At 70.2% G+C, this 22,104-nt stretch carries 18 protein-coding genes; 13 read left to right on the top strand and 5 right to left on the bottom strand.

Annotation, left to right across the window (positions count from 1 at the left end; genetic code table 11):
- Nucleotides 1-98 precede the first annotated feature (98 nt).
- Nucleotides 99-629: a TetR/AcrR family transcriptional regulator gene (locus CACI_RS42890; RefSeq protein ID WP_015797226.1), complete on the top strand. Its 531-nt coding sequence runs from the start codon at nt 99-101 to the stop codon at nt 627-629.
- Nucleotides 630-668: 39 nt separating this feature from the next.
- On the opposite strand, the gene CACI_RS42885 is transcribed toward CACI_RS42890, so the two are convergent.
- The gene (locus CACI_RS42885) at nt 669-2,258 is read right to left on the bottom strand and encodes a CocE/NonD family hydrolase (RefSeq protein WP_015797225.1); all 1,590 of its coding nucleotides are present in this window, start codon (nt 2,256-2,258) and stop codon (nt 669-671) included.
- 171 nt (nt 2,259-2,429) lie between these two features.
- On the opposite strand from CACI_RS42885, the gene CACI_RS42880 reads away from it, so the two are divergent.
- Nucleotides 2,430-3,116 carry a TetR/AcrR family transcriptional regulator gene (locus tag CACI_RS42880; protein WP_015797224.1) on the top strand — a complete coding sequence of 229 codons (687 nt, stop codon included), beginning with the start codon at nt 2,430-2,432 and terminating at the stop codon, nt 3,114-3,116.
- 93 nt (nt 3,117-3,209) lie between these two features.
- Nucleotides 3,210-4,070 carry a hypothetical protein gene (locus tag CACI_RS42875; RefSeq protein WP_015797223.1) on the top strand — a complete coding sequence of 287 codons (861 nt, stop codon included), beginning with the start codon at nt 3,210-3,212 and terminating at the stop codon, nt 4,068-4,070.
- A gap of 91 nt (nt 4,071-4,161) precedes the next feature.
- Here the strand turns inward: CACI_RS42875 and CACI_RS42870 are convergent, their stop codons facing one another.
- Nucleotides 4,162-5,139: an AraC family transcriptional regulator gene (locus CACI_RS42870; RefSeq protein ID WP_015797222.1), complete on the bottom strand. Its 978-nt coding sequence runs from the start codon at nt 5,137-5,139 to the stop codon at nt 4,162-4,164.
- Between the two features lie 93 nt (nt 5,140-5,232).
- Between CACI_RS42870 and CACI_RS42865 the strand changes: the two genes are divergently transcribed.
- The 3 genes from CACI_RS42865 to zwf all read left to right on the top strand — a co-directional run bounded on the left by CACI_RS42865 (nt 5,233) and on the right by zwf (nt 8,624).
- Complete coding sequence (locus CACI_RS42865; protein ID WP_015797221.1) at nt 5,233-6,063, top strand: NAD(P)H-binding protein; 831 nt, start codon at nt 5,233-5,235, stop codon at nt 6,061-6,063.
- 102 nt (nt 6,064-6,165) lie between these two features.
- The gene (locus CACI_RS42860; protein WP_015797220.1) at nt 6,166-7,077 is read left to right on the top strand and encodes an aldose 1-epimerase family protein; all 912 of its coding nucleotides are present in this window, start codon (nt 6,166-6,168) and stop codon (nt 7,075-7,077) included.
- 47 nt (nt 7,078-7,124) lie between these two features.
- Nucleotides 7,125-8,624, top strand: coding sequence for a glucose-6-phosphate dehydrogenase (zwf, locus tag CACI_RS42855; RefSeq protein ID WP_015797219.1), 1,500 nt, complete (start codon nt 7,125-7,127; stop codon nt 8,622-8,624).
- 58 nt (nt 8,625-8,682) lie between these two features.
- Here the strand turns inward: zwf and CACI_RS42850 are convergent, their stop codons facing one another.
- Both CACI_RS42850 and CACI_RS42845 read right to left on the bottom strand, forming a co-directional pair.
- A complete protein-coding gene (locus tag CACI_RS42850; RefSeq protein WP_395994353.1) occupies nt 8,683-10,257 on the bottom strand; it encodes a sugar porter family MFS transporter in 1,575 nt (524 codons plus the stop codon).
- Between the two features lie 56 nt (nt 10,258-10,313).
- Nucleotides 10,314-11,180 (bottom strand): helix-turn-helix domain-containing protein, encoded by an 867-nt coding sequence (locus tag CACI_RS42845; RefSeq protein WP_015797217.1) that lies wholly within the window; start codon nt 11,178-11,180, stop codon nt 10,314-10,316.
- Nucleotides 11,181-11,247: 67 nt separating this feature from the next.
- Here CACI_RS42845 and CACI_RS42840 point away from each other — a divergent pair, with 67 nt between their 5' ends.
- The 3 genes from CACI_RS42840 (at nt 11,248) to CACI_RS42830 (ending at nt 13,737) form a co-directional block, all read left to right on the top strand.
- On the top strand, nt 11,248-12,264 hold the full coding sequence (locus CACI_RS42840) for a zinc-dependent alcohol dehydrogenase family protein (RefSeq protein ID WP_015797216.1): 1,017 nt from the start codon (nt 11,248-11,250) through the stop codon (nt 12,262-12,264).
- Nucleotides 12,265-12,339: 75 nt separating this feature from the next.
- A complete protein-coding gene (locus tag CACI_RS42835) occupies nt 12,340-12,720 on the top strand; it encodes a DUF2255 family protein (protein WP_015797215.1) in 381 nt (126 codons plus the stop codon).
- 96 nt (nt 12,721-12,816) lie between these two features.
- Complete coding sequence (locus CACI_RS42830) at nt 12,817-13,737, top strand: RNA polymerase sigma-70 factor (RefSeq protein WP_015797214.1); 921 nt, start codon at nt 12,817-12,819, stop codon at nt 13,735-13,737.
- Between the two features lie 77 nt (nt 13,738-13,814).
- Here CACI_RS42830 and CACI_RS42825 read toward each other — a convergent pair whose 3' ends face one another.
- Nucleotides 13,815-14,837: an RNA ligase family protein gene (locus CACI_RS42825; protein ID WP_015797213.1), complete on the bottom strand. Its 1,023-nt coding sequence runs from the start codon at nt 14,835-14,837 to the stop codon at nt 13,815-13,817.
- Nucleotides 14,838-15,157: 320 nt separating this feature from the next.
- Between CACI_RS42825 and CACI_RS42820 the strand changes: the two genes are divergently transcribed.
- The 4 genes from CACI_RS42820 to CACI_RS42805 all read left to right on the top strand — a co-directional run bounded on the left by CACI_RS42820 (nt 15,158) and on the right by CACI_RS42805 (nt 22,058).
- Complete coding sequence (locus tag CACI_RS42820) at nt 15,158-17,182, top strand: S53 family peptidase (protein WP_083796008.1); 2,025 nt, start codon at nt 15,158-15,160, stop codon at nt 17,180-17,182.
- 225 nt (nt 17,183-17,407) lie between these two features.
- On the top strand, nt 17,408-19,060 hold the full coding sequence (locus tag CACI_RS42815; RefSeq protein WP_143765636.1) for a serine/threonine-protein kinase: 1,653 nt from the start codon (nt 17,408-17,410) through the stop codon (nt 19,058-19,060).
- 290 nt (nt 19,061-19,350) lie between these two features.
- Complete coding sequence (locus tag CACI_RS42810) at nt 19,351-20,595, top strand: sigma 54-interacting transcriptional regulator (protein ID WP_015797209.1); 1,245 nt, start codon at nt 19,351-19,353, stop codon at nt 20,593-20,595.
- Between the two features lie 113 nt (nt 20,596-20,708).
- Nucleotides 20,709-22,058: a vWA domain-containing protein gene (locus CACI_RS42805; RefSeq protein ID WP_049871916.1), complete on the top strand. Its 1,350-nt coding sequence runs from the start codon at nt 20,709-20,711 to the stop codon at nt 22,056-22,058.
- Nucleotides 22,059-22,104 lie beyond the last annotated feature (46 nt).

Below are 22,104 nucleotides of genomic sequence, written 5' to 3'. Positions count from 1 at the left end.
AGGTGCGGAACCGGCATTCCTGCCGGTGGCGACTAGACAGATCTGTCTGTCTGGTTCGCTGCTTACACTAGACAGATCTGTCTGCTACCGTCAAGTGTGTGAGTTCAGCCCGTGCCCGTGTCCTGGAGACCGCCACCCTGCTCTTCTATACAGAGGGCATCCACACGGTGGGGGTCGATCGGGTGATCGCCGACGCCAAGGTGGCGAAGGCGACGTTCTACCACCACTTCAAGTCCAAGGAAGAGCTGGTCCTGGCCTATCTGACCGCCGAGTACGGACGCCAGCGCGACGTGTTCTCCGGCGTCCCGGGGGTCGGTCTCGAGCGCATCGAAGCCATCCTGGACAAGCTCGCCGAGGTCAGCGTCGGACCCGGATTCCGGGGCTGCCCCTTCCTCAACGCGGCCGCGGAGTTCGCCGATCCCGGCCATCCGGTCCGCCACCTCGTCGACGACTACCGTGCCTGGTACCGCGATCTGATGCGCGACATCCTCACCACCGCGGACCGTCCCGACGCCGACCACAAGGCCGATCTGCTCCTGCTGGTCCGCGACGGGATCGCCGTCGCCGGCGGCCTCGGCGACAAGAACGCCGTGGAAGCCGGCGTCCGGACCGCGCTCTCCGCACTGTGACGCGAGCCCCGAGTTCGCCGCCCTCGCAAGTGAGTGAGGTCAGGCTGCCGGCAGGACGATGGCGGAGCCGGGACGGATTTCGAGGCGGAAGGCCTCGCGTGCGGCGGCGAAGCGGGGGTGGGCGCCGCCGCTGATCTGGATGCGTATTCGGTGGCCGGGGAGGAAGCGGTGGGCTGTGGAGGACATCGCGACGGTGACGGCGGCTGGCTGGGAGCTCGAGTCGGTGCTGACCACCCGCGTGATGCCGTCGCAGACGTTCCATGAGTGGCCGCGCTCGTCCACGTCGCAGAGTCGGACGAATAGGGTTGCGGACGATGACCCGATGCCGGGATCGACCAGGATCTCGGCCGCTACCGTGCCGATCACCTCGATCGCGGCGGTCAGCGGCGTGCTGGTGAATATGAGGACGTCGTTGCGCTGCTCCAGCGCTGTGTTGTCTCGGATGCCCGACTTCTGTGTCAGACCGCTGCCGCCGACTGATGGCGTCGGGTCCGCCGGGTTGTAGTGCACCGTTCCCGCTGCCACGTTCGTCCCCGGCGGCTCGCGCATCAGTCCGCCCTCAGGGTGCGGATACCAGGGCACCGGCACAGCGGCAGGAGGCCATGCTGCCAGGTCGCGCCACTCGTCGGTGCCGCCGAGCGCTACCTGGATTCGCTCTTTCGGCGGTGCGGGATCGACGAGGTGTCCGCGCAGCCACGCTGCGGACTCGCCGAAGATCTTCCCGACGCCGCGTTGGAACGCGGTGGTGTGCGTCCACGGTCCGATCAGCAGCGACCGGTATCCGGCGGGCAACCGGCCGTACTGCTGGAGCGCCTGGTCGAGAGCCACATCGGACCAGCCGCTGACCACGAGAGTCGGGACTTCCAGACCGTCGGCGGCGGACAGGAGATCCGTGCCCTGCCAGTAACCGTCGCCGGGATCAGGATGCGCCGCCGCGCCGGTGAGCGAGGTTGGGCTCCTGCCCATGACCTGTCCATAGGTCTCGATCGGCGACTCGGACCGGACGATCCGCTTCATCCCCCTGGCTAGCCGCAGCGTTGCACCGAGGAACCGGCGCACGCCGAGGTGCTGTGTCGCGACGGCCGTGACCGCGATCAGCGCGTCTTCGAGGGCGAACACGCCGTTCCGGTGGAAGAACCCGTGCGGGTTGTGGAGCGGGACGTGCACGACCATCGCCTTCAGCTCCGGCGGCGGCTCAGCGGCCAGCGCCCACTGCGCGTACGCCATCGCGCTCGGCCCGACCAGCCCGAGCCGGCCGTCGAACCATGCCTGACGGCGCAGCCAGGCGATCGTCGCCTGACCGTCCGGACCGTCGTCGCGCCAAAGCTGGAAGACCCCGCCGGAACCGGCTGTCCCACGCGAGCTCTGGAGCAGCACGTGGAAGCCCTGCTCGGCGAAGGCGACGCCGTACAGCGCGGCCCACGGGAAGCCCCGGCCGTACGGCGAGCGCACGAGCAGCGTCGGGAAGTCCTGCGGCGTGGCGGGTTCCGGGTAGTAGTGGTCGGCCAGCAATTCCACGCCGTCGGCCATCGGGACCGGCAGGTGGGGTTCATAGGACACGGCGTAGCGCGGCGCGGGCAGCGCCGCGAGCGTGCGGCGGGCGATGCGGGTGCTGAGCGGGAGTTTCATCGTGGTGTCTCCTGGTTCTCGGACAAGTTCTCGGCAAGTCCTCGGCAAGTTCTCGGGTGGCTTCTCGTACTGTGTACGAGAATAGAGCTGGCAAGATTGTCTGTGCAACCGATCTCGACGATCACCGGGTCAGACCGGGTCAGAGGCCGAACGAACCAGGGGAATCAAGGCGTGGATCCCGAAACGCTGTGGTCCGAGCGCCGCCACCACCGAGGCCGGCCGCCGGCGCACACCCGGGAGGCGGTCGTCGCCACGGCGGTCGGCGTGGCGGACGCCGAAGGGCTGTCCGCGCTGACCATGCGCCGCGTGGCGACGGCGCTGGGCTCGGGCACGATGTCGCTCTACACGTACGTGTCCGAGCGGGACGCGCTCCTGGAGCTGATGATCGACGCCGTGACCGGCGAGCAGCCGCTGCCCCTGCCGACCGGCGACTGGCGCGCCGACCTGGCCGCCTTCGCCCGCGAGCAGCGAGCACTGATGCACCGCCACCCCTGGCTGCCGGTCGCCCTCACCGGCCGCCGCACGCTCGGCCCGAACACGCTGCGCGCCCTGGACCACGCGCTCGCGCTGCTGGCGCCCTCAGGCCTGCCGCCGAGAGCCCGCACCGAGGCCTTCGCGCTGGTCAGCGGCTTCGTCGCCAGCCACGTCGGCTACGAGGCCGCGCAGCAGCAGGCGCTCGGCCGGACCGACGACGTGCGGGAGTTCGTCGCGTCGAACGCGCGCTATCTGGCCGCCGCCGTAGAGTCGGGCGCGTATCCGCATCTCGCGGAAGCGATGGCGGAGAGCGGGGCGGAAACGCCGGAGGCCGACGAGACCTTCGAGCGAATGCTGGCCCAGGTGATCAGTGGGTTGGGATAGCGGCGCCTGATAGCAGGATCTCGAGAGGCAACCGACGCGGGAGATGCGCGTCTTTGTGATCGAGAGGCACGGCAGTCCCGGGGAGGAAAACACATGAGCATCAAGGCATCTGTAGCCGCGGCCGTTCTGGCGGTGTCGACCATCGGCGTCAGCGCCTGCGCGTCCGCGCCGTCCAAGGACAGCGCTGCCGCGGCGCCGACTTCGGTCGCGGGCCCGGCGTCTTCGACGTCGTCATCGGCGGCGCCATCGACGCCGACGACCGCTCCCACCACGCCGACCTCGGCCGCCACCTCCTCGACGAGCCCGAAGACGAGCCCGAACGCACCGGTTCGCACCGACATCCCGACGAGCGCGATGCTCGCGCAGTCGGACTTGCTGCCCGCCCCGTCCGGATCCTGGCAGCAGCACGACGGCTCGACCGTCCCCGGAGTCCAGGTGATGGATCCGGACGGCTGCGACCCCACTCCCCGTCCCCAGTTCCTGGACCCCAAGTACCCGCACAACCCCGCCTGGGTGAACGGCCGCACGCTGGGCTGGTCGAGTTCGAACAGCATGGCGCAGGTCAACGAGACGGTGATCACGTACACGTCGGTGGCCGCCGCCGGCGCGGACTTCACCAAGCACAAGGGCTGGACCGCGGACTGCGCATCCCGCTTCCAGTGGACCGACGCGCCGACGAAGTTCACGATCTCCACCGCTTCGCTGCCCGGAGTGAGCAACGGCTACGCCATCCGCGTCGCCATGGATTCGACGGACCACACCGGTTCGACCACGGGCAGCATGGGCGTCGACTACATGGCGGTCATCCAGCGCGGCAACAGTGTGACCGTGCTGAACGTGTCCAACACCGGAGCGGCGGAGCAGAACCCGAAGGACCCGGGACTGACCAATCTTCAGCACACCGTGCAGGCAGCCGTCGCGAAGCTGGGCGCCGTCTACACCTCGGCTCGCTGAGGCACCCCGAAGCACCGAGGCGCTCCGAAGCACCGAAGCGCGCCGAGGCCCGCCGACCATCGGCGCGGCAGCACAGCGGCGCGGCGAACCGTCAGCGAATCGCTTCGCCGACCGCCTCGACCGCCTCTGCCCGCCCCCACCGCGAAGGACTCATGCCCTTCGCCCGCTTGAAAGCCACGCTGAACGCGAACGCGTCCTGATACCCGACCGCCTGCGCCGCAGCCGCGACCGTCGTCCCAGCGTCCTCGCGCAGCAGGTCGGCGGCCAGCGTCATGCGCCAGCCGGCGAGGTAAGTCATCGGCGGCTGGCCGACCAGCTGCGTGAACCGGGCGGCGAAGGCGGCGCGAGACAGCCCGGCGATTGCCGCGAGCTCCGCGACCGTCCAGTGGTGTGCGGGGTCGGTATGGATATGGTCCAGAGCGCTGCCGATCGCGGGGTCCGTGAGGGCCGCGTACCAGGAAGGGTCGGCAGGCCCGAGGCTTGCGCACCAGGAGCGCAGCGCGAGGACCAGCACCAGGTCCAAAGAGCGATGCAGGACCGCGTCCTGGCCGGGTTCGTCGAGCGTGGTCTCGGCAGCCAACAGGTCCAGCGCGGCGCCGGTGCGGGGCGCAGCCGGGATGACGACCAGCGGCGGGAGCATCGCCAGCAGCCGTCGGCCGGCCTCGCCGCGGAGCTTGAACATGCCGCGCAGCATCGTCGTCGCCCCTGGCAATCCATCGCCCCATGTGCGCGGCGCCAGATTGGCCTCCAAAGCGGCGTGCGTACTCGGGTCGCCGAGCAGCTGCTTGCGACCGTCGCGGATCAGCACCTGCGGCGGGGTCGCCAGGTCGTCGGAGATCGTGTGCCGCGTGCTGTGCGCGACCAGCGCGATGTCCCCGGCTGCGAGCCGGACCGGCGGCACCGAGGGCACATCCTCCAGCCGCAGCGCCGCCTGCCCGCCGAGGGTGGCGAACACCGTGAGCGCCGGGGCGTCGGCGTACGTGATCGACCACGGCGGCCGCTGGATCAGCTGGCGCACCTGTGCGTCGCCGGCTCCGGCGCGGCGGAGCAGATCGCTGAGCGTGTCCACCCTTCCGAGGCTAGCCCTCTCGCTGGACGTTCACAAAGGTTTCGGCGACGATCTCCCATGGAGAGTCCAGATCGATCACGGTTATCTGGAGAGGTGAAGAACTACCTGATTCTCGGCGGCACCGGCAAGACCGGCCGCCGTATCGCTACCCGCCTCGCCGCCGCCGGCCACGAGGTCCGCACTGCCAGCCGTACCGGTGGCGACGTCCAGCTCGACCTCGACGACCCCGCCACGCATGCCCCGGCCTTCGCCGGCATCGATGCCGCCTACCTCCTCGAGCCCGGCTCCGTCGAGGGCGACAACAACCCGCCGCGCCTGGCCGCCGTGGTCGACGCCGCGGTGGACGCCGGAGTCCGCCGCCTGGTCCTGCTCTCCGCTCCCGGCGCCGACCACGACCAGCACCCCCTGCACGCCACCGAGCAGGCGGTCCGCGGGTCAGGCCTCGAATGGACCGTCGTGCGCCCTGGCTGGTTCGCGCAGAACTTCAGCGAGGACTTCTGGCTCCCGGCCGTCCGCAGCGGGACGCTCGCTCTGCCCGCCGGCGAGGGCCGCGTCCCGTTCGTCGACGCCGAGGACATCGCCGACGTCGCGGTCGCCGGGCTCACCGAGGACCGGCACGCCGGCGAGGTCTACGAGCTCACCGGCCCGCGCGCCATTGGCTTCGGCGAGGCCGCCGAGCTGATCTCCGCGGCGTCCGGCAAGCCGCTGCAGTACCTCGCCGTCACGCCCGAGACCTTCCTGGAGCAGCAGATCGCCCGCGGCGTTCCGCGGCCGGCGGCCGAACGCATGACCCACCTGATCGGGCTCGGCAGCACCGGCGCCCTCGAAGGGCTGACCGACGGCGTCGAACGCGCGGTGGGCCGTGCCCCGCGCCGTTTCGAGGACTTCGTCGTCACGGCAGCGGCCACGGGCTGCTGGAGCTGACAGAGCCTCGGCAAGCCCGTGCAAACGAGCGCTGTTGACCGGATGGCGGCAGCGCTCGCCGCCCGGGGCGCACCACCGCCGCACGTCCGCTACTAAGGACGCATGGCGGACTTCCTCACCGGCGAGCAATACGAGCTCACCGCCGGTCCCTACCGCGCGGTGGTCACGGAAGAAGGCGCCGGCCTCAGAGAGCTGACCCACGACGGCGAACCCCTCGTCCTGTCCTATGACGCCGACGAGCCGGCGCCCGCGGCGTTCGGGCAGCTCCTCATCCCCTGGCCGAACCGCGTGGACCGCGGCCGCTACACCTTCGACGGCCGCGACCACCAGCTCGACCTGTCCGAGCCGGAGCTGGACAACGCCATCCACGGCCTGACGCGCTGGGCCGCCTGGTCCCCGGTCGAGCAGCGCCCGGACACCGTCGTGCTGGCCTGCTCGCTGCACGGATCGACCGGCTACCCGTTCCGCCTCGACGTCCAGGTGGAGTACCGCCTGGACGCCGAGGACGGCCTGACGGTCACGCTCCTCGCCGCCAACCCCGGCTCCCGCGCGCTGCCCTACGCGCACGGGATGCACCCCTACCTCACCGTGGGCGAACCGCTGGACGCCTGCACCGTCCGGCTCCCCGGCAGCCTCTACCAGCCGGTGGACGACCGGATGATCCCGATCGGCGCCCCGAAGGACGTCGCGGGCAGCGAATACGACCTGCGCGCCGGCCGGGTGCTCGGCGACCAGAAGATCGACATCGCCTTCACCGGTCTGGCACGCGGCGCCGACGGACTCGCGCGCGTCCGTCTGACCGGCAGCCGGCGCAGCACCTCCTTCTGGCTGGACCAGGCGCAGCCGTGGCTGGAGATCTACACCGCCGACCAGGTCCCGCCGGATCAGCGGCGGCGCGGGCTGGGCTGCGAGCCGATGACCGGCCCGCCGAACGCGTTCGCCAGCGGCGTGGACCTCATCCGGCTGGAACCGGGTGCCGAGTACCGAGGATCGTGGGGGATCGCGGCGGGCTGACCGACCGCTGTCCGGCGCCGCCAACCACCAGCGAAGGAGCCCGCACCATGCCGCTGTCCGCCAGCGTGACCTCGACCCACAACCACGACCTGGAGCACGCCGACATCCTGGTGCTCTACGGGATCACCGGCGACCTCGCGAAGAAGATGCTGCTCCCGGCGCTGTACAAGCTCACCGAGCGCGGCATGCTCACGGTACCGGTGGTCGGCGTCGCCTACTCCGACTTCGACGACGAGGCGCTGCGCGCGCACGCCCGCCAGTCAGTGATCGACGCCGGCTACACCATCGACGAGAAGCTGTTCGCGAAGTTCGCCGCCGACCTGAGCATTGTCACCGGCGACTTCACCGACCCGGCGATCTACGCGAAGATCGGGAAGGCGGTCGCCGGAAAGGGCTTCGCCGCGCACTACCTGGCGATCCCGCCCTCGCTGTTCGACAAGGTCGCCGCCGGTCTGGCCGAGGCCGGACTGAACAAGAACGCGCGGCTGGTGGTCGAGAAGCCCTTCGGCCACGACCTGGCCTCGGCGCGGCAGCTCGAGGCGGTGCTGGAGCAGTACTTCGACCGCGACCACCTTCTGCGCGTCGACCACTTCCTGGGCGACGAGTCGGTCGAGGGCCTGGGCACCTTCCGCTTCGCGAACACCCTGCTGGCGCCGGTGTGGGACCGCTCCTATATCGACAATGTGCAGATCACCCTGGCCGAGGACTTCGACGTCGCCGACCGCGGCTCGTTCTACGACGCCGTGGGCTGCCTGCGCGACGTGGTCCAGAACCACCTCTTCCAAGTGATGACCCTGCTGGCGATGGACCCGCCGAACGTCGCCGACCCGCAGGCGCTGGCGCTGGAGAAGTGGCGGCTGCTGCACTCGGTGCGCACCATCGACCCGGCGGACGTCGTGCGCGGGCAGTACGAGGGCTACCTCGACGTGAAGGGCGTGAAGAAGGGCTCGGAGACCGAGACCTACATCGCGCTGCGGCTGTGGATCGACAACTGGCGCTGGGCCGGCGTCCCGTTCTACATCCGCAGCGGCAAGGCGCTGGCGGTCACCGCGACCGAGGTGTGCGTGCAGCTGCGGCGGCCGCCGTCGGAGCTGTTCCGCGGGCTGGCCGGCGACGTCCCGCCGAACCTGATCCGGATCCGGCTGGAGCCCGGCGCCGGCATCGCCTTCGAGCTGATGGCGCGCCGGGGCGAGCGCGGGCAGCTGCCGGTGTCCTTCCCGATGGGCATCGACTTCGAGAAGGTGCTCGGCGGCCAGGCCAAGCCGTACGAGAACATCCTGCACGCGGCGGTCGTCGGCGACTCCAGCGGCTTCGCGTTCTTCCCGGCGATCGAGGAGAGCTGGCGGATCGTCGGGAAGATCCTGGAGAGCGGCAAGCCGACGGTCTACAAGTCGGGCGGCTGGGGACCCGACGCGGCGGCGAAGCTGCCCGGCGGGGACGGCTGGCACAACCCGGCCGAGGAGTTGTTCTACGCCACGCATATCGGGGAGGCGACGCCGGAGCCGAAGCACAACCCCGAGCCGAAGGACGCCGCGCAGAAGAAGTAGCGGCGGCTGCGGCGCGGCGCAGATCAGCGGCACAAAACCGCTGATCAGCGCCTGCGGTTCACCGGCGATCCTGTCGACGCTCGGCAGGGTCGACCGCCGAGCCCGCGTCCGCGCGCCCCGCGTCATACGACGCAGCGGACGTCCGCGACGCCGGCACCGGCTGCTTCCCGAACCGCTTGAACAGCGCCGCCTGCACCTCGTTCGTGTCGCGGTTCTTCGTCTCCGGCACGTAGCGGCCGACGAACAGCAGGCCGACGACGCAGACCCCGGCGAAGATCAGGAACGTCTGCCCCTGCCCGATGCCGTTGGCGACGGTCAGGAAGGACTCGCTGACGATGAAGTTCGACAGCCAGTTGACGGTCGTCGCCGCGCTCGAGCCGTCGGCCTTGGCCCGGGTCGGGAAGATCTCGCCGACCAGCACCCAGAACACCGGGCCGAGGCCGCCGGCGAAGGCCGCGATGTAGGCGACCATGAACAGCAGCGTCAGGTTGGAGTTCCAGCTCCAGATGAAGCTGAAGCCCAGCAGCGCCACGAAGCCGGCCATCCCGGCCAGCGAGGTCAGCAGCAGCTGGCGCCGGCCGAGGCGGTCGATGGTGTTGATGGCGACGACCGTCATCACGAAGTTGATGATGCCGATGTAGACCGAGTAGATGATCGAGTTGCTGGCGCTTCGGCCGGTCTGCTCGATGATGGTCGGGGCGTAGTAGATGATCGTGTTGATGCCGCCGAACTGCTGCAGCGCGGCCATCGTCAGCCCGACGATCATCGCCGGGCGCACTCCCGGCGTGAGCAGGATCCGCCAGCCCTTCTCGTGCTCGCCGCGCGCCGCTTCCTGCTCCGCCGCCAGAGCGGTGCGCCGGCCGTAGACCTCGATGATCTCGTCGGCCTGCGCGGCGTCGGTGACCTTCAGCAGCCCTTTGCGCAGCTGTTCGGTGCGCCCCTGCGTGTACAGCCAGGTCGGCGACTCCGGCACCACGAACCACACGCCCAGGCTCAGGATCAGCGCCGGGATGGCGCCGAAGGCGAACATCGCGCGCCAGTTCCCGCTGTGTGAGAACGCCAGGTCGATCAGGTACGAGCACAGGATGCCGACGGTGATCAGCAGCTGGTTCAGCGACAGGATGCGGCCGCGGATGTTCGCCGGCGAGATCTCGCCGAGGTAGACCGGGACCTGCGCCGAGGCGCCGCCGACCGCCAGGCCCAGGATGAAGCGCGCCGCCAGCAGCGTCCAGTAGTCCTGCGCGACGACCGCGACCAGCGTGCCCACGGCGAACACCAGACCGAAGAGGGTCACCGCCTTCTTGCGCCCGAGCCCGTCGGAGATCCGTCCGGCGGCCAGCGCGCCGATCATCGCGCCGATCAGCAGGACGCTGACCACGCTGCTCTTCTCGGAGTTCGAGAGGTCGAAGTCCTTGGCGATGTACAGCAGCGCGCCGGAGACCACGCCGGTGTCGAAGCCGAACAGGAAGCCGCCGACGGCGATGATGACGGCCCAGCCCCAGACTTTCCGCTCACCGGCCTTGGGCAGCGTGATGGTGATCGGCCCGGTCGTACCGGGTTCCCGGGAGAAGCCTTGCATCGCATCGCTCGCATTCTCGCCTGCCCAGGGCGGGGCGGCGTTCGCCTCTGCCATCGTGGTCGCGACCGGCGGCGGGGGCATGCGTGGTGACCCGAATGGTGACTCGCGGATCAGAGCCCGGTGAGCAACCTTGCTTCGCCCCGCTCGGCCGCGAGCCGGTCCCGCGCCGCCAGGATCTCGGCGCTCTCGGCGTCCGCGGGCAGGAACGATTCGAGCACCGACTCCGCGACCGTGACGTCCACCGCCGTCGCGAACGACGTCAGCGCCGTCATCAGCCGCAGCTCGCCCTCCGGGACCCTGAGCCGCATCGGCACGGCGAAGCCGAGGTAGGTCTGGTCCGCCGGCGCCTCCGGCACGTACCCCGCCAGCTCCTCCACCAGCGCGTCCAGCCCGCGGTCAGGGCTCTGCGCCGCCAGCAGCCGCAGGTTGTCGATCACGTGCCGTCCCCACTGCGCGAGGTTGGCGACCCGCGGCGCGACGCCGTCGGGGTGCAGCATGACGCGCAGCAGGTCGATTGGGGGAGTGAGCAGTTCCGGGGAGCAGCCCTCCAAGAACACGGAAAACGCTCGGTTCCCCGCGACCACGCGTCCTGGACGCCGCAGCAGCAGCGCCGGATACGGCAGGTGCCCTTCGATCACCCGCTCCATCGCCTCGCGCACCGGAGCGAACGCCGGCGCCTCGTAGCTGGTCTCCTCATACGCAGGCGTGTAGCCGGCGGTGAACAGCAGGGCGTTGCGTTCCCGCAGCGTGAGCCGCAGCGACTCGGCCAGCCGCAGCACTATCGCGCGCCCCGGATGCGAGCGTCCCTGCTCCATAAAGCTCAGGTGGCGCTGCGTCGTGCCGGCGCGGTTGGCCAGCTCCAGCTGGCTCACGCGGCGCAGCGTCCGCCAGCGCCGCAGCTCGGCGCCGAAGGCGGGCGAGGGCGGCTTCGAGGAGATCTCAGAGATCGCAGTGCTCACCCTGGAAGTCTTCGGCATCGCAGCGCCGCCGGTCCATTCCCTCCAAGGAATTGGATCACCGCACGCGCCGTCGCACGCTGAAGCCATGCGCACCTATCGCCTGCCGGGATCCGGATCCCTGGACGACCTCACCCTCGCCACCGAAGACGTGCCGACGCCCGGACCCGGCCAGCTCCTGGTCAAGACCCGCGCCGCCTCGATCAACCGCCGTGACCTGCTCATCACGGCCGGCCGGTACCCGCTTCCGGCGCGCGCCGGCGTGGTCCCGCTCAGCGACGGCGCAGGGGAGGTCGTCGGTGTCGGGGACGCCGTCAGCCGGTTCGCGGTCGGGGACCGCATCACCGCTTCGTACTGGCCGCGCTGGATCAGCGGACCGTTGCGAGCAGAGGTCGTCGACCAACTCGGCTGCACGGTCGACGGCTGGCTGACCGAGTACGCGCTCATCGACGAGGCCGCCGCGGTGCTCATTCCCGACCACCTGAGCTGGGCTGAAGCCGCCGCGCTGCCTTGTGCCGGAGTGACGGCGTGGAACGCTCTGACCCGACCGGGGACGCTGACCGCCGGGCAGACGGTACTGGTCCTCGGAACCGGCGACGTCTCCCTGTTCGCCGCCCAACTCGCCAAGGCGATGGGCTGCCGGGTCATCGGCACGACGTCCAGCGCGGCGAAGGCGGAGCGGCTGCGCGCGGTCGGCGTGGATGACGTCGTCGACTACGCCGCGACGCCGGAGTGGTCCAAGGAGGTCCGTGCGCTGACCGGCGGTGCGGGTGTCGATCTGGTCGTGGAGACCCAAGGCCCGGCGACCTTCGGCCAGTCGCTGCGCGCCGCGTCCACCTACGCGCAGATCTGCTTGCTCTGGGTCGTCTCGGCGCAGCCGGAAGTCCTCACCATCACCGAAGACGATCTGAGCGGATCGCTCGCCACCATCCGCCGCGAGTTCGTCGGCAACCGTATGGAGCTGGAGGCGCTGTGCCGAGCCGTTGCGGCGCACCAGATCCGGCCGGTCGTGGACCGGGAATTCGGGTTCGACGACGCGATCGACGCGTACCGTTCTTACCGTGACGAGGGCAGCTTCGGGAAGGTGGTCGTCCGGGTGGCGTAACGGCTGCCGGGAGAGGCTGCGCGGCGCGGCGTGGCGACGGACGTTGTGAGAAACCGCGCCACGGAAGGAACCGGCATGAGCACCTGGACCGCTGACGAACTGACCCGCATCGGGCCCGCCGAGGAAATGGAGGTCGCCTTCCTGCGCGAGGACGACAGCCTCGGCAAGCCGCGCACGGTGTGGGTGGTCCGCGACGGCGACGACCTGTACCTGCGCAGTGTCTACGGCCGCACCTCGGCGTGGTTCCGAGGCGCCACGCGCCGGCACGCCGGGCACATCCGCGCCGGCGGAGTGTCGAAGGACGTGACGTTCGTCGAGGTCGCGCCCGACGGTCCACTGGCCGACGAGCTGGACGCCGAGTACCGCCGCAAGTACAAGCGATTCGCGGAGTCGATCGTGGAGTCCGAGACGACCGGGAAGGCTCGGGAGGCGACGGTGCGGCTGGAGCCTCGGTAGCCCGATGTCACAGTCGGCTCGGCTGTCTCGTCATGATCGATGACAGGCTGACGTGGTGGCTGTGGCTGGTAGTCGGCAGCCGAGGAAGGGGCGGATATGACGCGCGACGAGGAGTTCGAGGACCTGCGTCCGCTGCTGTTCTCCATCGCCTACCGGATCCTGGGAAGCGTGGCCGAGGCCGAGGACGCGGTCCAGGACACCTGGCTGCGCTGGCAGGGGACCTCGACGCAGCCGGCCTCGGCGAAGGCGTTCCTGTCGGCGGTGGTCACGCGCATCTCGATCGACGTGCTGCGCTCAGCGCGGGTACGGCGCGAGGAGTACGTCGGCCCGTGGATGCCCGAGCCGCTGCTGACCGACCCCTATGAAGACCCCGAGCGCGCGGCCGAACTGGCGGACTCGCTGTCGACGGCCGCGCTGCTCCTGCTGGAACGGCTCTCGCCGCTGGAGCGCGCGGTGTTCGTGCTCCGCGAGGTCTTCGGCTTCGGCTTCCCCGAGGTGGCTTCGGCGGTCGGACGCTCCGAAGCCGCCTGCCGGCAGCTCGCGGTACGCGCCCGGCGGCACATGAACGACGGCCGCCCGCGCTTCGAAGCCGACCGCCACGAACGCGAGGAACTCGCCGAGCGCTTCTTCGACGCTTTCCGCGAGGGCGACGTCGCCGGGCTGCGCGAGCTGCTGGCGGCCGACGTCTGTCTGGTCGGCGACAGCGGCGGCAAGGCTCCGCTGGTCGCGCAGGAGGCGTACGGCGCGGAGGCGGTCGCGGCGCTGGTCGTGTTCGTGGCCGAGCGGTTCGACCGGATCGGCGTGCGACTGGAGTCGCACGCGCTCAACGGTCAGCCCGGCGCCATCTTCCACGCGCCCGACGGGAAGGTGCTCAGCGTGATGACGCTCGATGTGGCCGAAGGACGCATTCAAGCCATCCACGCGCTGGTCAACCCGGACAAGCTCGCCCACATGGGACCTGTCGCCGATATCTGGGCCCTGAGTCGCGCGGCGATGGAAGGTGACCCAGGGAGGTAGGGACAGCTCGTTTTTGCCAGTCCCTGCCTCGTTTTCGGCGCCGGAGCCAGGGCTTCTCTGCTCTCGCGAGGCATTCGTCAGCGCCGAGCCGCACGCCGCCGATCCGCCGCGTCGAATGCCGCCAACGTCCGCGCGCCGGCCATCAGCGCCTCGGCGAGTCCCTTCATCTGAAGGGGATCCAAGCCGCCGAGCTCGTCGGAGATCTCCTCCGCGGCGTCGTTCGCCACCTCCGCCGCGACAACTTCTGTCGCGCTTCCGGGACCCAGCTTGCTCACCGCGGCGGCGGCGCGCGTCGGGGTGAGCAGCGCCGCTGCCTGAACCACCAGCCACGCCGGGACCCCTGCCGCGCCGTCCGGCGGCGCTATATACGGCCGTGCGCCTGCGAACCGCTCGTCCTCGGCGAAGGCCTTCTGCTTCACCTTCAGAATCGGCCGCGCGTCGCCTTCCTCCCACCTGACAGCCGGCTTCAATACGTAGCCCTCGGCCAGGTTGTCGCCGATCTCCGGCAGTCCGAACAACGCCGGTACCCGGCTCGCGAACGCCGCCGGCAGGTCCTGCAACTGCTTCAACGGTCCTCGCGCCAGCAGCGGCACGCTCCACAGCCCGGCTTCCGCAGCAGCCGCGCGCACCTCCCGTTCCGCGACCCACCACCGGCGCTCGCCGACCGTCAGCTGCGCGTCGAACAGCAGCCAGAACAAGCCCGACGCGTACCAGACCCCGGTCTGTACCGGCTGCGCGTCTTCGGCCTCGGGGACATCAGGGTGCGGATAGCATCCGCCTGCCAGCTCTCCATAGAGCGTCACCACGGCGTCTGCGGCCTCTTCGGCGTCGCGCAGAACCGCCGCACACCGCGCGGCAGCCACCGACAGCGTCGGCCAGATGCGGCTCACGCCGAAGAACCCGTCGAGATCGTCCTCGCCGAGCAGTTCGCGCCGCTTCGCCGGCCGGGCCTCAACGCCGGCGCAGACGATTGCGAAGTGCGCGCCGTGCACCTTCTCGGTCGCGACCCACTCGCGGGCGGCGGGTGTGTCACCCTTTCCGCTGGACGCCATCTTCGGATACGGCCGCAGCGCCGAATCCGGCGGAACACTCCCAGACATTGCCGGATCCTCGCGCATCCGGTCTGGCCGGACAACCGGAAAAACACCGTCTTGCGGTGGCGGCGGTTCGCGTGTTTCATCAGGACTCGGGCGCTTTCCGGCCAGTTCCCGGCGCACGCGTCCGGCAACTCTCGGTGACGGATTCGTAAAATCCTGACCATCTCCTAGGCGGCCGATCAAACTCGGGTACTTCTTACCCTTGTGTTCGTCCGTTGGCCGTCTATAGAAATGACCGACGCGGGCTCGTATCCCACTGCCCACAATGCGTCAATCGGGCATTGGGAACATTCATCCCTCTTTTCGGGAAGGGAACACGCACCATGACCAATGCCGTACCACGGCACCGCCGACGAATAGCCACGGCCACGACCATGACGGCCGTCGCGGCGTTCGTGACCGCCGGTGTGGCGCTCGCCGCACCGTCGAACGCCGACTCCGGCTCGTCGACGCTCGCAGGCAGCACCCCGGCCTACGCGACCGCTTCGGCCGACCTCGGCCAGACCGGCACCGCAGCGCCGCTGAGCGTGCGGGTCTACCTCTCGGGCCAGAACGCGGCCGGGCTGCAGGCCTTCGCCCGCGCCGTGAGCGACCCGAACAGCGCGAGCTACAAGCACTACCTGAGCGCCGCTCAGGTGCAGAGCCAGTTCGGCGCCTCGCAGAAGCAGATCGACGAGGTCACCGCGTGGCTGAAGCAGTCGGGCCTGAAGGTCTCGGGCACCAACAGCCACTGGATCGACGTCACCGGCACCGTGGCCGCCGCGCAGAAGGCGTTCGGCACGCAGCTGCACAACTACCGCACGGCTGACGGCACGCTGCGCGCGCCGCAGTCCGACGCGAAGATCCCCTCGGCGCTGGCCGGCGTGATCTCGGGCGTCTCCGGTCTGTCGCAGAGCACGATCCACGCGACCACCAACCACCAGAAGGACCCCCAGACCTCGAAGAAGGGCGGGATCTCCAACAACGACCCGTCCTGCTCGGACTACTACGGGCAGAAGCCGGCGCCGTCCTCGGCTCCCGCCGTGCCCGCCGGGTACACCACGCCGGCCACGCTGGCGCAGTGCTCGGTGATCCCCTCCGAGCTGCGCCAGGCCTACGGCGTCAGCAGCACCGGCCTGACCGGCAAGGGCGCCACGATCGCGATCGTGAACTGGTACGGCTCGCCGACCATGGAGGCCGACGCCAACAAGTACGCGGTCAACCACGGCGACAAGCCGTTCAAGCCCGGGCAGTACTCCGAGGTGAACGACCCGTCGCAGTACACGAACCAGGACCTGTGCGGGTTCGGCGACTACGGAGAGGAGTCGCTGGACGTCGACATGGCCCACGGCCTGGCGCCGGACGCCAAGATCCTCACGGTGGCGGCGAACTCCTGCTTCGACTCCGACCTGCTCTCGGCCGAGGCGAACATCGTCGACAAGCACCTGGCCGACGTGGTCTCGAACAGCTGGGGCGAGATCCAGTACTCGACCAACGGCGACATCGACCCGGCGCAGCAGGCGGCGTACAACCAGATCTTCATGGAGGGCGCGGCCGAGGGCATCGCCTTCGACTTCTCCTCGGGCGACTGCATGAACGATGACGCCTACTCCATCTCCAAGGGCCTGAACTGCGACCCGAGCTCCTCGCGCGCGCAGGTCGAGTGGCCGACCAGCTCCCCGTGGGTGACCTCGGTCGGCGGTACCGCCCTGGCGCTGAACAAGCAGGGCAACTACGCCTTCGAGGCTCCGATGGGCGACACCCGCAGCGGCCAGACCGCCCCGGGTTCGGCCTCCTGGACCCCGGCCGGCGAGACCTTCGGCGGCGGCGGCGGCGTCAGCGAGACCGAGGCCCAGCCCTGGTACCAGAGCTGGACGGTCCCGAACAAGCTGTCCACCACGCTGATGAACGGCACCAAGGCCGCGCACCCCATGCGCACCACGCCGGACATCGCGCTGAACGGCGACCTGTACTTCAGCAGCACCCTGGTCGGCCAGACCGACCCGAGCACCGGCGTCTACAGCGAGGGCGGCTACGGCGGCACCTCGGTCTCCGCGCCGTCGTGGGCGGGCATCCTGGCCGACGCGCAGCAGGCGCAGTGGGGCATCCCGGTCGGGTTCGCGAACCCGGCGATCTACGCCCGCTCGTTCCTGACCACCGACGTGGTCCAGAACCCGAAGCAGATCGCGGGCTCGCCGACGCACTCCGTGGTCTTCCAGTACCCGGCCAGCAGCCCCGCGGCCGGCAAGTACCGCCTGATCCAGTACGGCCTGGACGAGGGCCTGCCCGCCGCCCGCGGCTACGACGAGGCCACCGGCGTCGGCTCGCCGAACGCCTTGTTCCTGCGGTCGTTCGGCTTCGGACGCTGACCGCCTGACCCGGTGACAGAGTCCGCGCACTGACACAGCGGACCGGCCGCCTCGCCCTTCGGGGTGGGGCGGCTGGTTTGTTTTCCGGCGCGACCGGCCTATCGGCTGACCGGTTGCGCAGTTGCGGGGAGGCAGTGCATGATTCCGAGTGTCCATCGTCCCCGATGACCACCCACGAAGAATGCTGATGAAGAGATTGGAGGCCGCCGACACCCCCGTTGCCCCATGATGGGAACGGAGCCGGTGCGGACGGCTGATCATGTGGGCTCGCGCGCTGAAGCGCTTGGCGGCCCTTTCGATTCCGGTGCGGATGCTGCGCCCGGTGTGGTTCTTTACGATGCGGTTCCTTCCGAAGCGATTTCGTCCGATGTGGTTCCTTCCGACGCGGTTCCTTCCGAGGCTCGCGGCCGGTTGACGGCGTCGGCGACGCTTTCCGAGACGCGTGCGCGGGCGGCTGTCGCCGCGCGGCGGTACGGCGTTCCGCCGACGATGATCGCGGCGGTCGCGGAGCGGCGTGCGGTCGGCGATTGGCGGGGCGCTTGTGCTGCTGCCGATGTCGATGTGTGTCTGAGGCCTGATTCGGTCCGGCGGTACTACGGTTCCGCGATCGCTGACCAGGTGCTGGATGCTTTGCGCGAGTTGTCGCCGGATCTGTTGCGGTGGCATCTGCCGCGGCGTGGGCATGGCGTGGGCGATCTGCTCGCCGGGCTGCTGGTGCCGTTGGCGGAGTTCAGCGATGGGACGCGGCGCTTGACGCTGGCGGCTGCGACGCCGCAGTTCGCGCTCGATGCGGGGCAGCGGGTCGTGCTGGTGCTGCTCGGCGGTCGGGACGACGGGGCGACGCGTTCCGTTGTCGAGGCTGTGCGGTTGAAGTACCCGGAGCGGCTGAGCTTGCTGCGGCATCGCATGTTCTGGAGTGCCGACGCCGCGGGGGAGCTGGCTGGGCTGTGCGATGCCACGCCTGCCGAGCGCGAGATCGCGTGGCTGCAGGATGCCGGGCGGTGCGCGGAGGCTTGGCAGGCTGGCGGGTTCTCGCTACGTCTTCCGGAAATGCGTAGCCGTGCGCGCTGGCTGGCTGCCTTGCCCATCCGCATCGCCGGTCTCGCCGGTCGTGTGCGCGACGCGCTGCCCGGTGTCGACGAGGCCGTGGTGCGATCGGGCGTCGGCACGCTGGTGCTGTCTGGGCTGCGCTCGGATGCGGTCGCTGTGCGGGTAGCGGCGGATCGTGAGGCGCTTGGCTTGCCGATCGTGCCGAACGCGGTGTGGTCGCGGGTCGTCGATGCCGACCTCCTGCGCTTCGGCTACCTAGGCGATCACGAGCTGCATCCACTGATCGCGGCGGCGCTTCTGGCCTCTCCGCAGCGATCTACCCCCGAGCCCGACGAATGGCTCTACCGCGAAGTCCCCTTCATCGCAGGACCCTGCCACGGCACCGCCGACGACGCCCCGGCCCTATGGATCGACTGCGGACCCACCCGCCACCGCATCGCATTCCACGACAACACCTGGCACATCCCCGACCACTCGGCCCACCCCGGCCGCGAAGCCCTGCTCTCACGCCTAGGCGGCCCAACGAACCCCTGCCAACAGGCACTGAACTACCTGTCCTCAGGCCGCCACGTAATCGACCTCGCCGCATCCCTCCTAGCCCACGGCCGCACCACCGACGTCCACAACCTCCTCCACACCCACGCCGGCGCCCGCGCAACCCTGACCCACATCCCCCTCCCCACCGGCGGCACAGTCGCCCAAGCCCTGGCCACCCACACCGAGAACACCCTCCGCCACCGCATGACCCTCGCCGCCGCCACCCGCACCCCCGCCCCCACCACCCGCCGGCGCACCCGAAAGGGGGACCCGGCCCGAACCCCCAGGTGACCATGACACTGACAACCGAGATCCAGCTCCCGACAACGACCACGGCAGACGACCGCGCCAAAACAAGTCCCGCAGCTGCTGCCGGAACAAGCCGACCCGAGCCAGCTGCAGCAAACTCACCCGAGCCAGCCATCGCGCTGCCTGCCGCACCGACAACCGCAGCCAACTCGCCTGAGCCGGTCGCCGCCGCAAGCCCGCCTGAGTCAACAACCAAGCCTCCTGCCGCACCGAGTACCGCAGCGAACTTGCCCGAGTCGGTCGCAGCAACTAGCTTGCCTGAGCCAGCTGCCATGTTGCCTGCCGCAGCGAACTCTTCTGAGCTGGTCAGCGCAAACGTGCCCGAGCCGTCCGATCCCATCGCCGAGCAGCTCACCCAGCTCCAGGCAGCCGACCACCTCATCGCGCTCACTCGGGCCAGCGGCACCGAATCGCGGGCCGATCCGCATGTCCAAGCGCTGGCGCTTGGTGTTGCGGCTAACTTGCCGGTGCTGTTGTGGGGGCAGCCGGGGATTGGGAAGTCGTCGACTTTGGTGCAGCTTGCTCGGGGGCTGGGGTTGCCGTTGGAGACCGTTATTGCGAGTGTGCATGATCCCTCTGACTTCGCTGGGTTGCCGATTATCGGTGCTGATCCGGCTGGGGAGGGGGTGGCGATGGCGCCGCCGGATTGGGCGGTGCGGTTGCATCGGGCTGGGAGTGGGTTGCTGTTTCTCGATGAGATCTCGTCGGCGCCGCCGGCTGTGCAGGCTGCTTTGCTGCGCGTTGTGTTGGAGCGGCATGTGGGGAGCCTTGAGCTGCCCGCTTCGGTGCGCATCGTTGCTGCTGCGAATCCCGCTGGGAGTGCTGCTGACGGCTGGCAGTTGGCGCCGCCGTTGGCCAACCGGTTCGTGCACCTTGCGTGGCTGCACGATCCCGACGTTGTCGTGCGCGGGCTCGGCGGGGTGTGGCCGGAGGTGGCGTTGCCGCAGTTGGATCCGGCCAAGTTAGAACGCTCCGTTGCCAGGGCCCGTAGTGCGGTCTGCGCCTTCCTCACCGTGCGTCCCGACTACACCCACCGCATGCCCGCGACCGCCGCAGCCCGCGCTGGTGCCTGGCCGTCGCCGCGCACCTGGGAGATGGCGATGCGCCTGCTCGCTTTTGGCTACGCGGCCGACGCCGATCCCGAAGCCGTCGCCATCGCCATCCGCGGAGCCGTCGGCGACGGCGCGGGTCTGGAGTTCCTCGCCTTCCTCGAGCGGCAGGATCTGCCCGATCCCGAGTCCGTCCTGGCCGATCCCATCGGTGCCGAACTGCCCGAGCGCGGCGATCTGGTCCACGCCACCCTCGCTGCCGTCGTCGACGCCATCGGGCGCGACGCCACGCGCGAGCGCTGGGAAGCCGGCTGGACGCTCATCGCCCGCCTCGCGGCCGCCGTCCCCGTCGACCTTCTCGCCGCACCGGCGATGCAGCTCGCCGCACTCCGCGAACCGGCGTGGGAGCTCCCCGCGCAGCTGGACGGTCTCGGCGCCCTCGAAGCACTCCTGGTGTGGGGCGAATGACCGCACTCAAGATCCCGACGCCGGCGGTCATGGCCGGGCCCAGCCGTCTCACCGCTCGCCCGGCCAGAGTGTCCGGACTGAGGGCCGAAGAGGTTAAGCAAGATCAACATACTGTGACTCAAGGGCGGCAACATCAGGATATTGAGAAGAGAGACCGCGCCCAAGCCGCCGCCGCCCTCGACGCCCCCAAACTCCTCGCCGCCCGGCGCCTCGCCGTCGCCACCTGCCCCTACCTCGCCGTCGCCCTCCACGCGATCGCCATCGTCCCCACCTACGCCGTCCCGACCATGGGCGTCGACCGCCACTGGCGCTGCTACGTCAACCCCGCCTTCGTCAGCGCCCACGCCGTCCGCGACCTTGCCGGCGTCTGGCTTCACGAGGTCTCCCACCTGGTCCGCGACCACCACACCCGCGCCCGCCGCCTGACCGACGCCAGCATTCGGCACGAAGCCGTCGGCCGTCCCGGCTCCGCTCCGCTCGACCCCGGCAACCCGCGTCGCGAGCAGGTCCGGCTGAATATCGCAATGGATCTGGAGATCAACGACGACCTCTTCGAAGGATTGCCCGACCCCGACGACCCCAATAACACCGGCCCGCGCCTGCCCAAGGGTGCCCTGACCCCCGCGAGCCTGCGCGTCCCGGAGCGCGACCTCTTCGAGGAGTACGTCCACGACGTCACCCCCTCGATGGTCGCCGCGCACTGGACCGACTGCGGCTCCGGTGCCCACGACGGCCCGACGCCCTGGGAGGACGACGCCGCCGGCGCGCATCCCCTCGGCGACTATGAAGCCGCCGCCATCCGCATCAGCGTCCGCGACGCCATCGCCGCAGGCCGCGGAACCGCCCCGGCGGGCTGGCAGCGCTGGGCCGAGCGCTACGGCAAGGTGCCGCAGGACTGGCGCACGCTCCTCGGCGCCGCCTTCCGCGCCTCGCTCGGCGCGGCGGCGGGCGCCGGCGACTACACCTACCGCCGCCCCAGCCGCCGCAGCGCGAGCCTGGGCGGCCGGCTGGTGCTGCCGAGCCTGCGCCGGCCGCTGCCGCAGGTGGCGGTGGTCATCGACACCTCCGGCTCGGTCTCCGACGTCGACCTCGGCAGCGCCCTGACAGAGCTGGCGGCGATCGCCCGCGCCGTCGGCGTCAGCGGCCGCAGCGTCGCCGTCTACACCTGCGACGCGGCCGTGCAGACCGCCCAGCACGTCTGCCAGGCCGAGGAGCTCACCCTGGTCGGCGGCGGCGGCACCGATCTGCGCAAGGGCATCCGCGCGGCGATGACCCGCGCGCCCCGCCCCGACGTAACCGTCGTCCTCACTGACGGCAAGACCCCCTGGCCCGAGGAGGAACCGGGCAGCCGTGTCGTCGCCGGCATCTTCGCCTCGCCCCGCTCGCTTACCCGCTACGACAGCCAGGGCACCTTCATCGACCGCCGTCCGCCGCAATGGATCGAGACCGTGTATCTGGAGTGAGCCGGTGATCGGACAAGCGAACCGGTGATCCCGGACAAGCGAAAGG

This window comes from Catenulispora acidiphila DSM 44928 (assembly GCF_000024025.1).
In the GTDB taxonomy this organism is placed as follows: domain Bacteria; phylum Actinomycetota; class Actinomycetes; order Streptomycetales; family Catenulisporaceae; genus Catenulispora; species Catenulispora acidiphila.
The sequence above is the reverse complement of the archived record's forward strand: the minus strand, read 5'-3'. Positions and strand labels throughout refer to the sequence as shown.

What these genes read in the sequence shown, in the direction of transcription:
- CACI_RS42885 (WP_015797225.1), bottom strand. Translation starts at nt 2,258, where the DNA reads ATGAAACTCCCGCTCAGCACCCGCATCGCCCGCCGCACGCTCGCGGCG.
- CACI_RS42875 (WP_015797223.1), top strand. Translation starts at nt 3,210, where the DNA reads ATGAGCATCAAGGCATCTGTAGCCGCGGCCGTTCTGGCGGTGTCGACC.
- CACI_RS42860 (WP_015797220.1), top strand. Translation starts at nt 6,166, where the DNA reads ATGGCGGACTTCCTCACCGGCGAGCAATACGAGCTCACCGCCGGTCCC.
- zwf (WP_015797219.1), top strand. Translation starts at nt 7,125, where the DNA reads ATGCCGCTGTCCGCCAGCGTGACCTCGACCCACAACCACGACCTGGAG.
- CACI_RS42850 (WP_395994353.1), bottom strand. Translation starts at nt 10,257, where the DNA reads ATGGCAGAGGCGAACGCCGCCCCGCCCTGGGCAGGCGAGAATGCGAGC.
- CACI_RS42845 (WP_015797217.1), bottom strand. Translation starts at nt 11,180, where the DNA reads ATGCCGAAGACTTCCAGGGTGAGCACTGCGATCTCTGAGATCTCCTCG.
- CACI_RS42840 (WP_015797216.1), top strand. Translation starts at nt 11,248, where the DNA reads ATGCGCACCTATCGCCTGCCGGGATCCGGATCCCTGGACGACCTCACC.
- CACI_RS42835 (WP_015797215.1), top strand. Translation starts at nt 12,340, where the DNA reads ATGAGCACCTGGACCGCTGACGAACTGACCCGCATCGGGCCCGCCGAG.
- CACI_RS42830 (WP_015797214.1), top strand. Translation starts at nt 12,817, where the DNA reads ATGACGCGCGACGAGGAGTTCGAGGACCTGCGTCCGCTGCTGTTCTCC.
- CACI_RS42825 (WP_015797213.1), bottom strand. Translation starts at nt 14,837, where the DNA reads ATGTCTGGGAGTGTTCCGCCGGATTCGGCGCTGCGGCCGTATCCGAAG.
- CACI_RS42820 (WP_083796008.1), top strand. Translation starts at nt 15,158, where the DNA reads ATGACCAATGCCGTACCACGGCACCGCCGACGAATAGCCACGGCCACG.
- CACI_RS42815 (WP_143765636.1), top strand. Translation starts at nt 17,408, where the DNA reads ATGATGGGAACGGAGCCGGTGCGGACGGCTGATCATGTGGGCTCGCGC.
- CACI_RS42810 (WP_015797209.1), top strand. Translation starts at nt 19,351, where the DNA reads ATGTTGCCTGCCGCAGCGAACTCTTCTGAGCTGGTCAGCGCAAACGTG.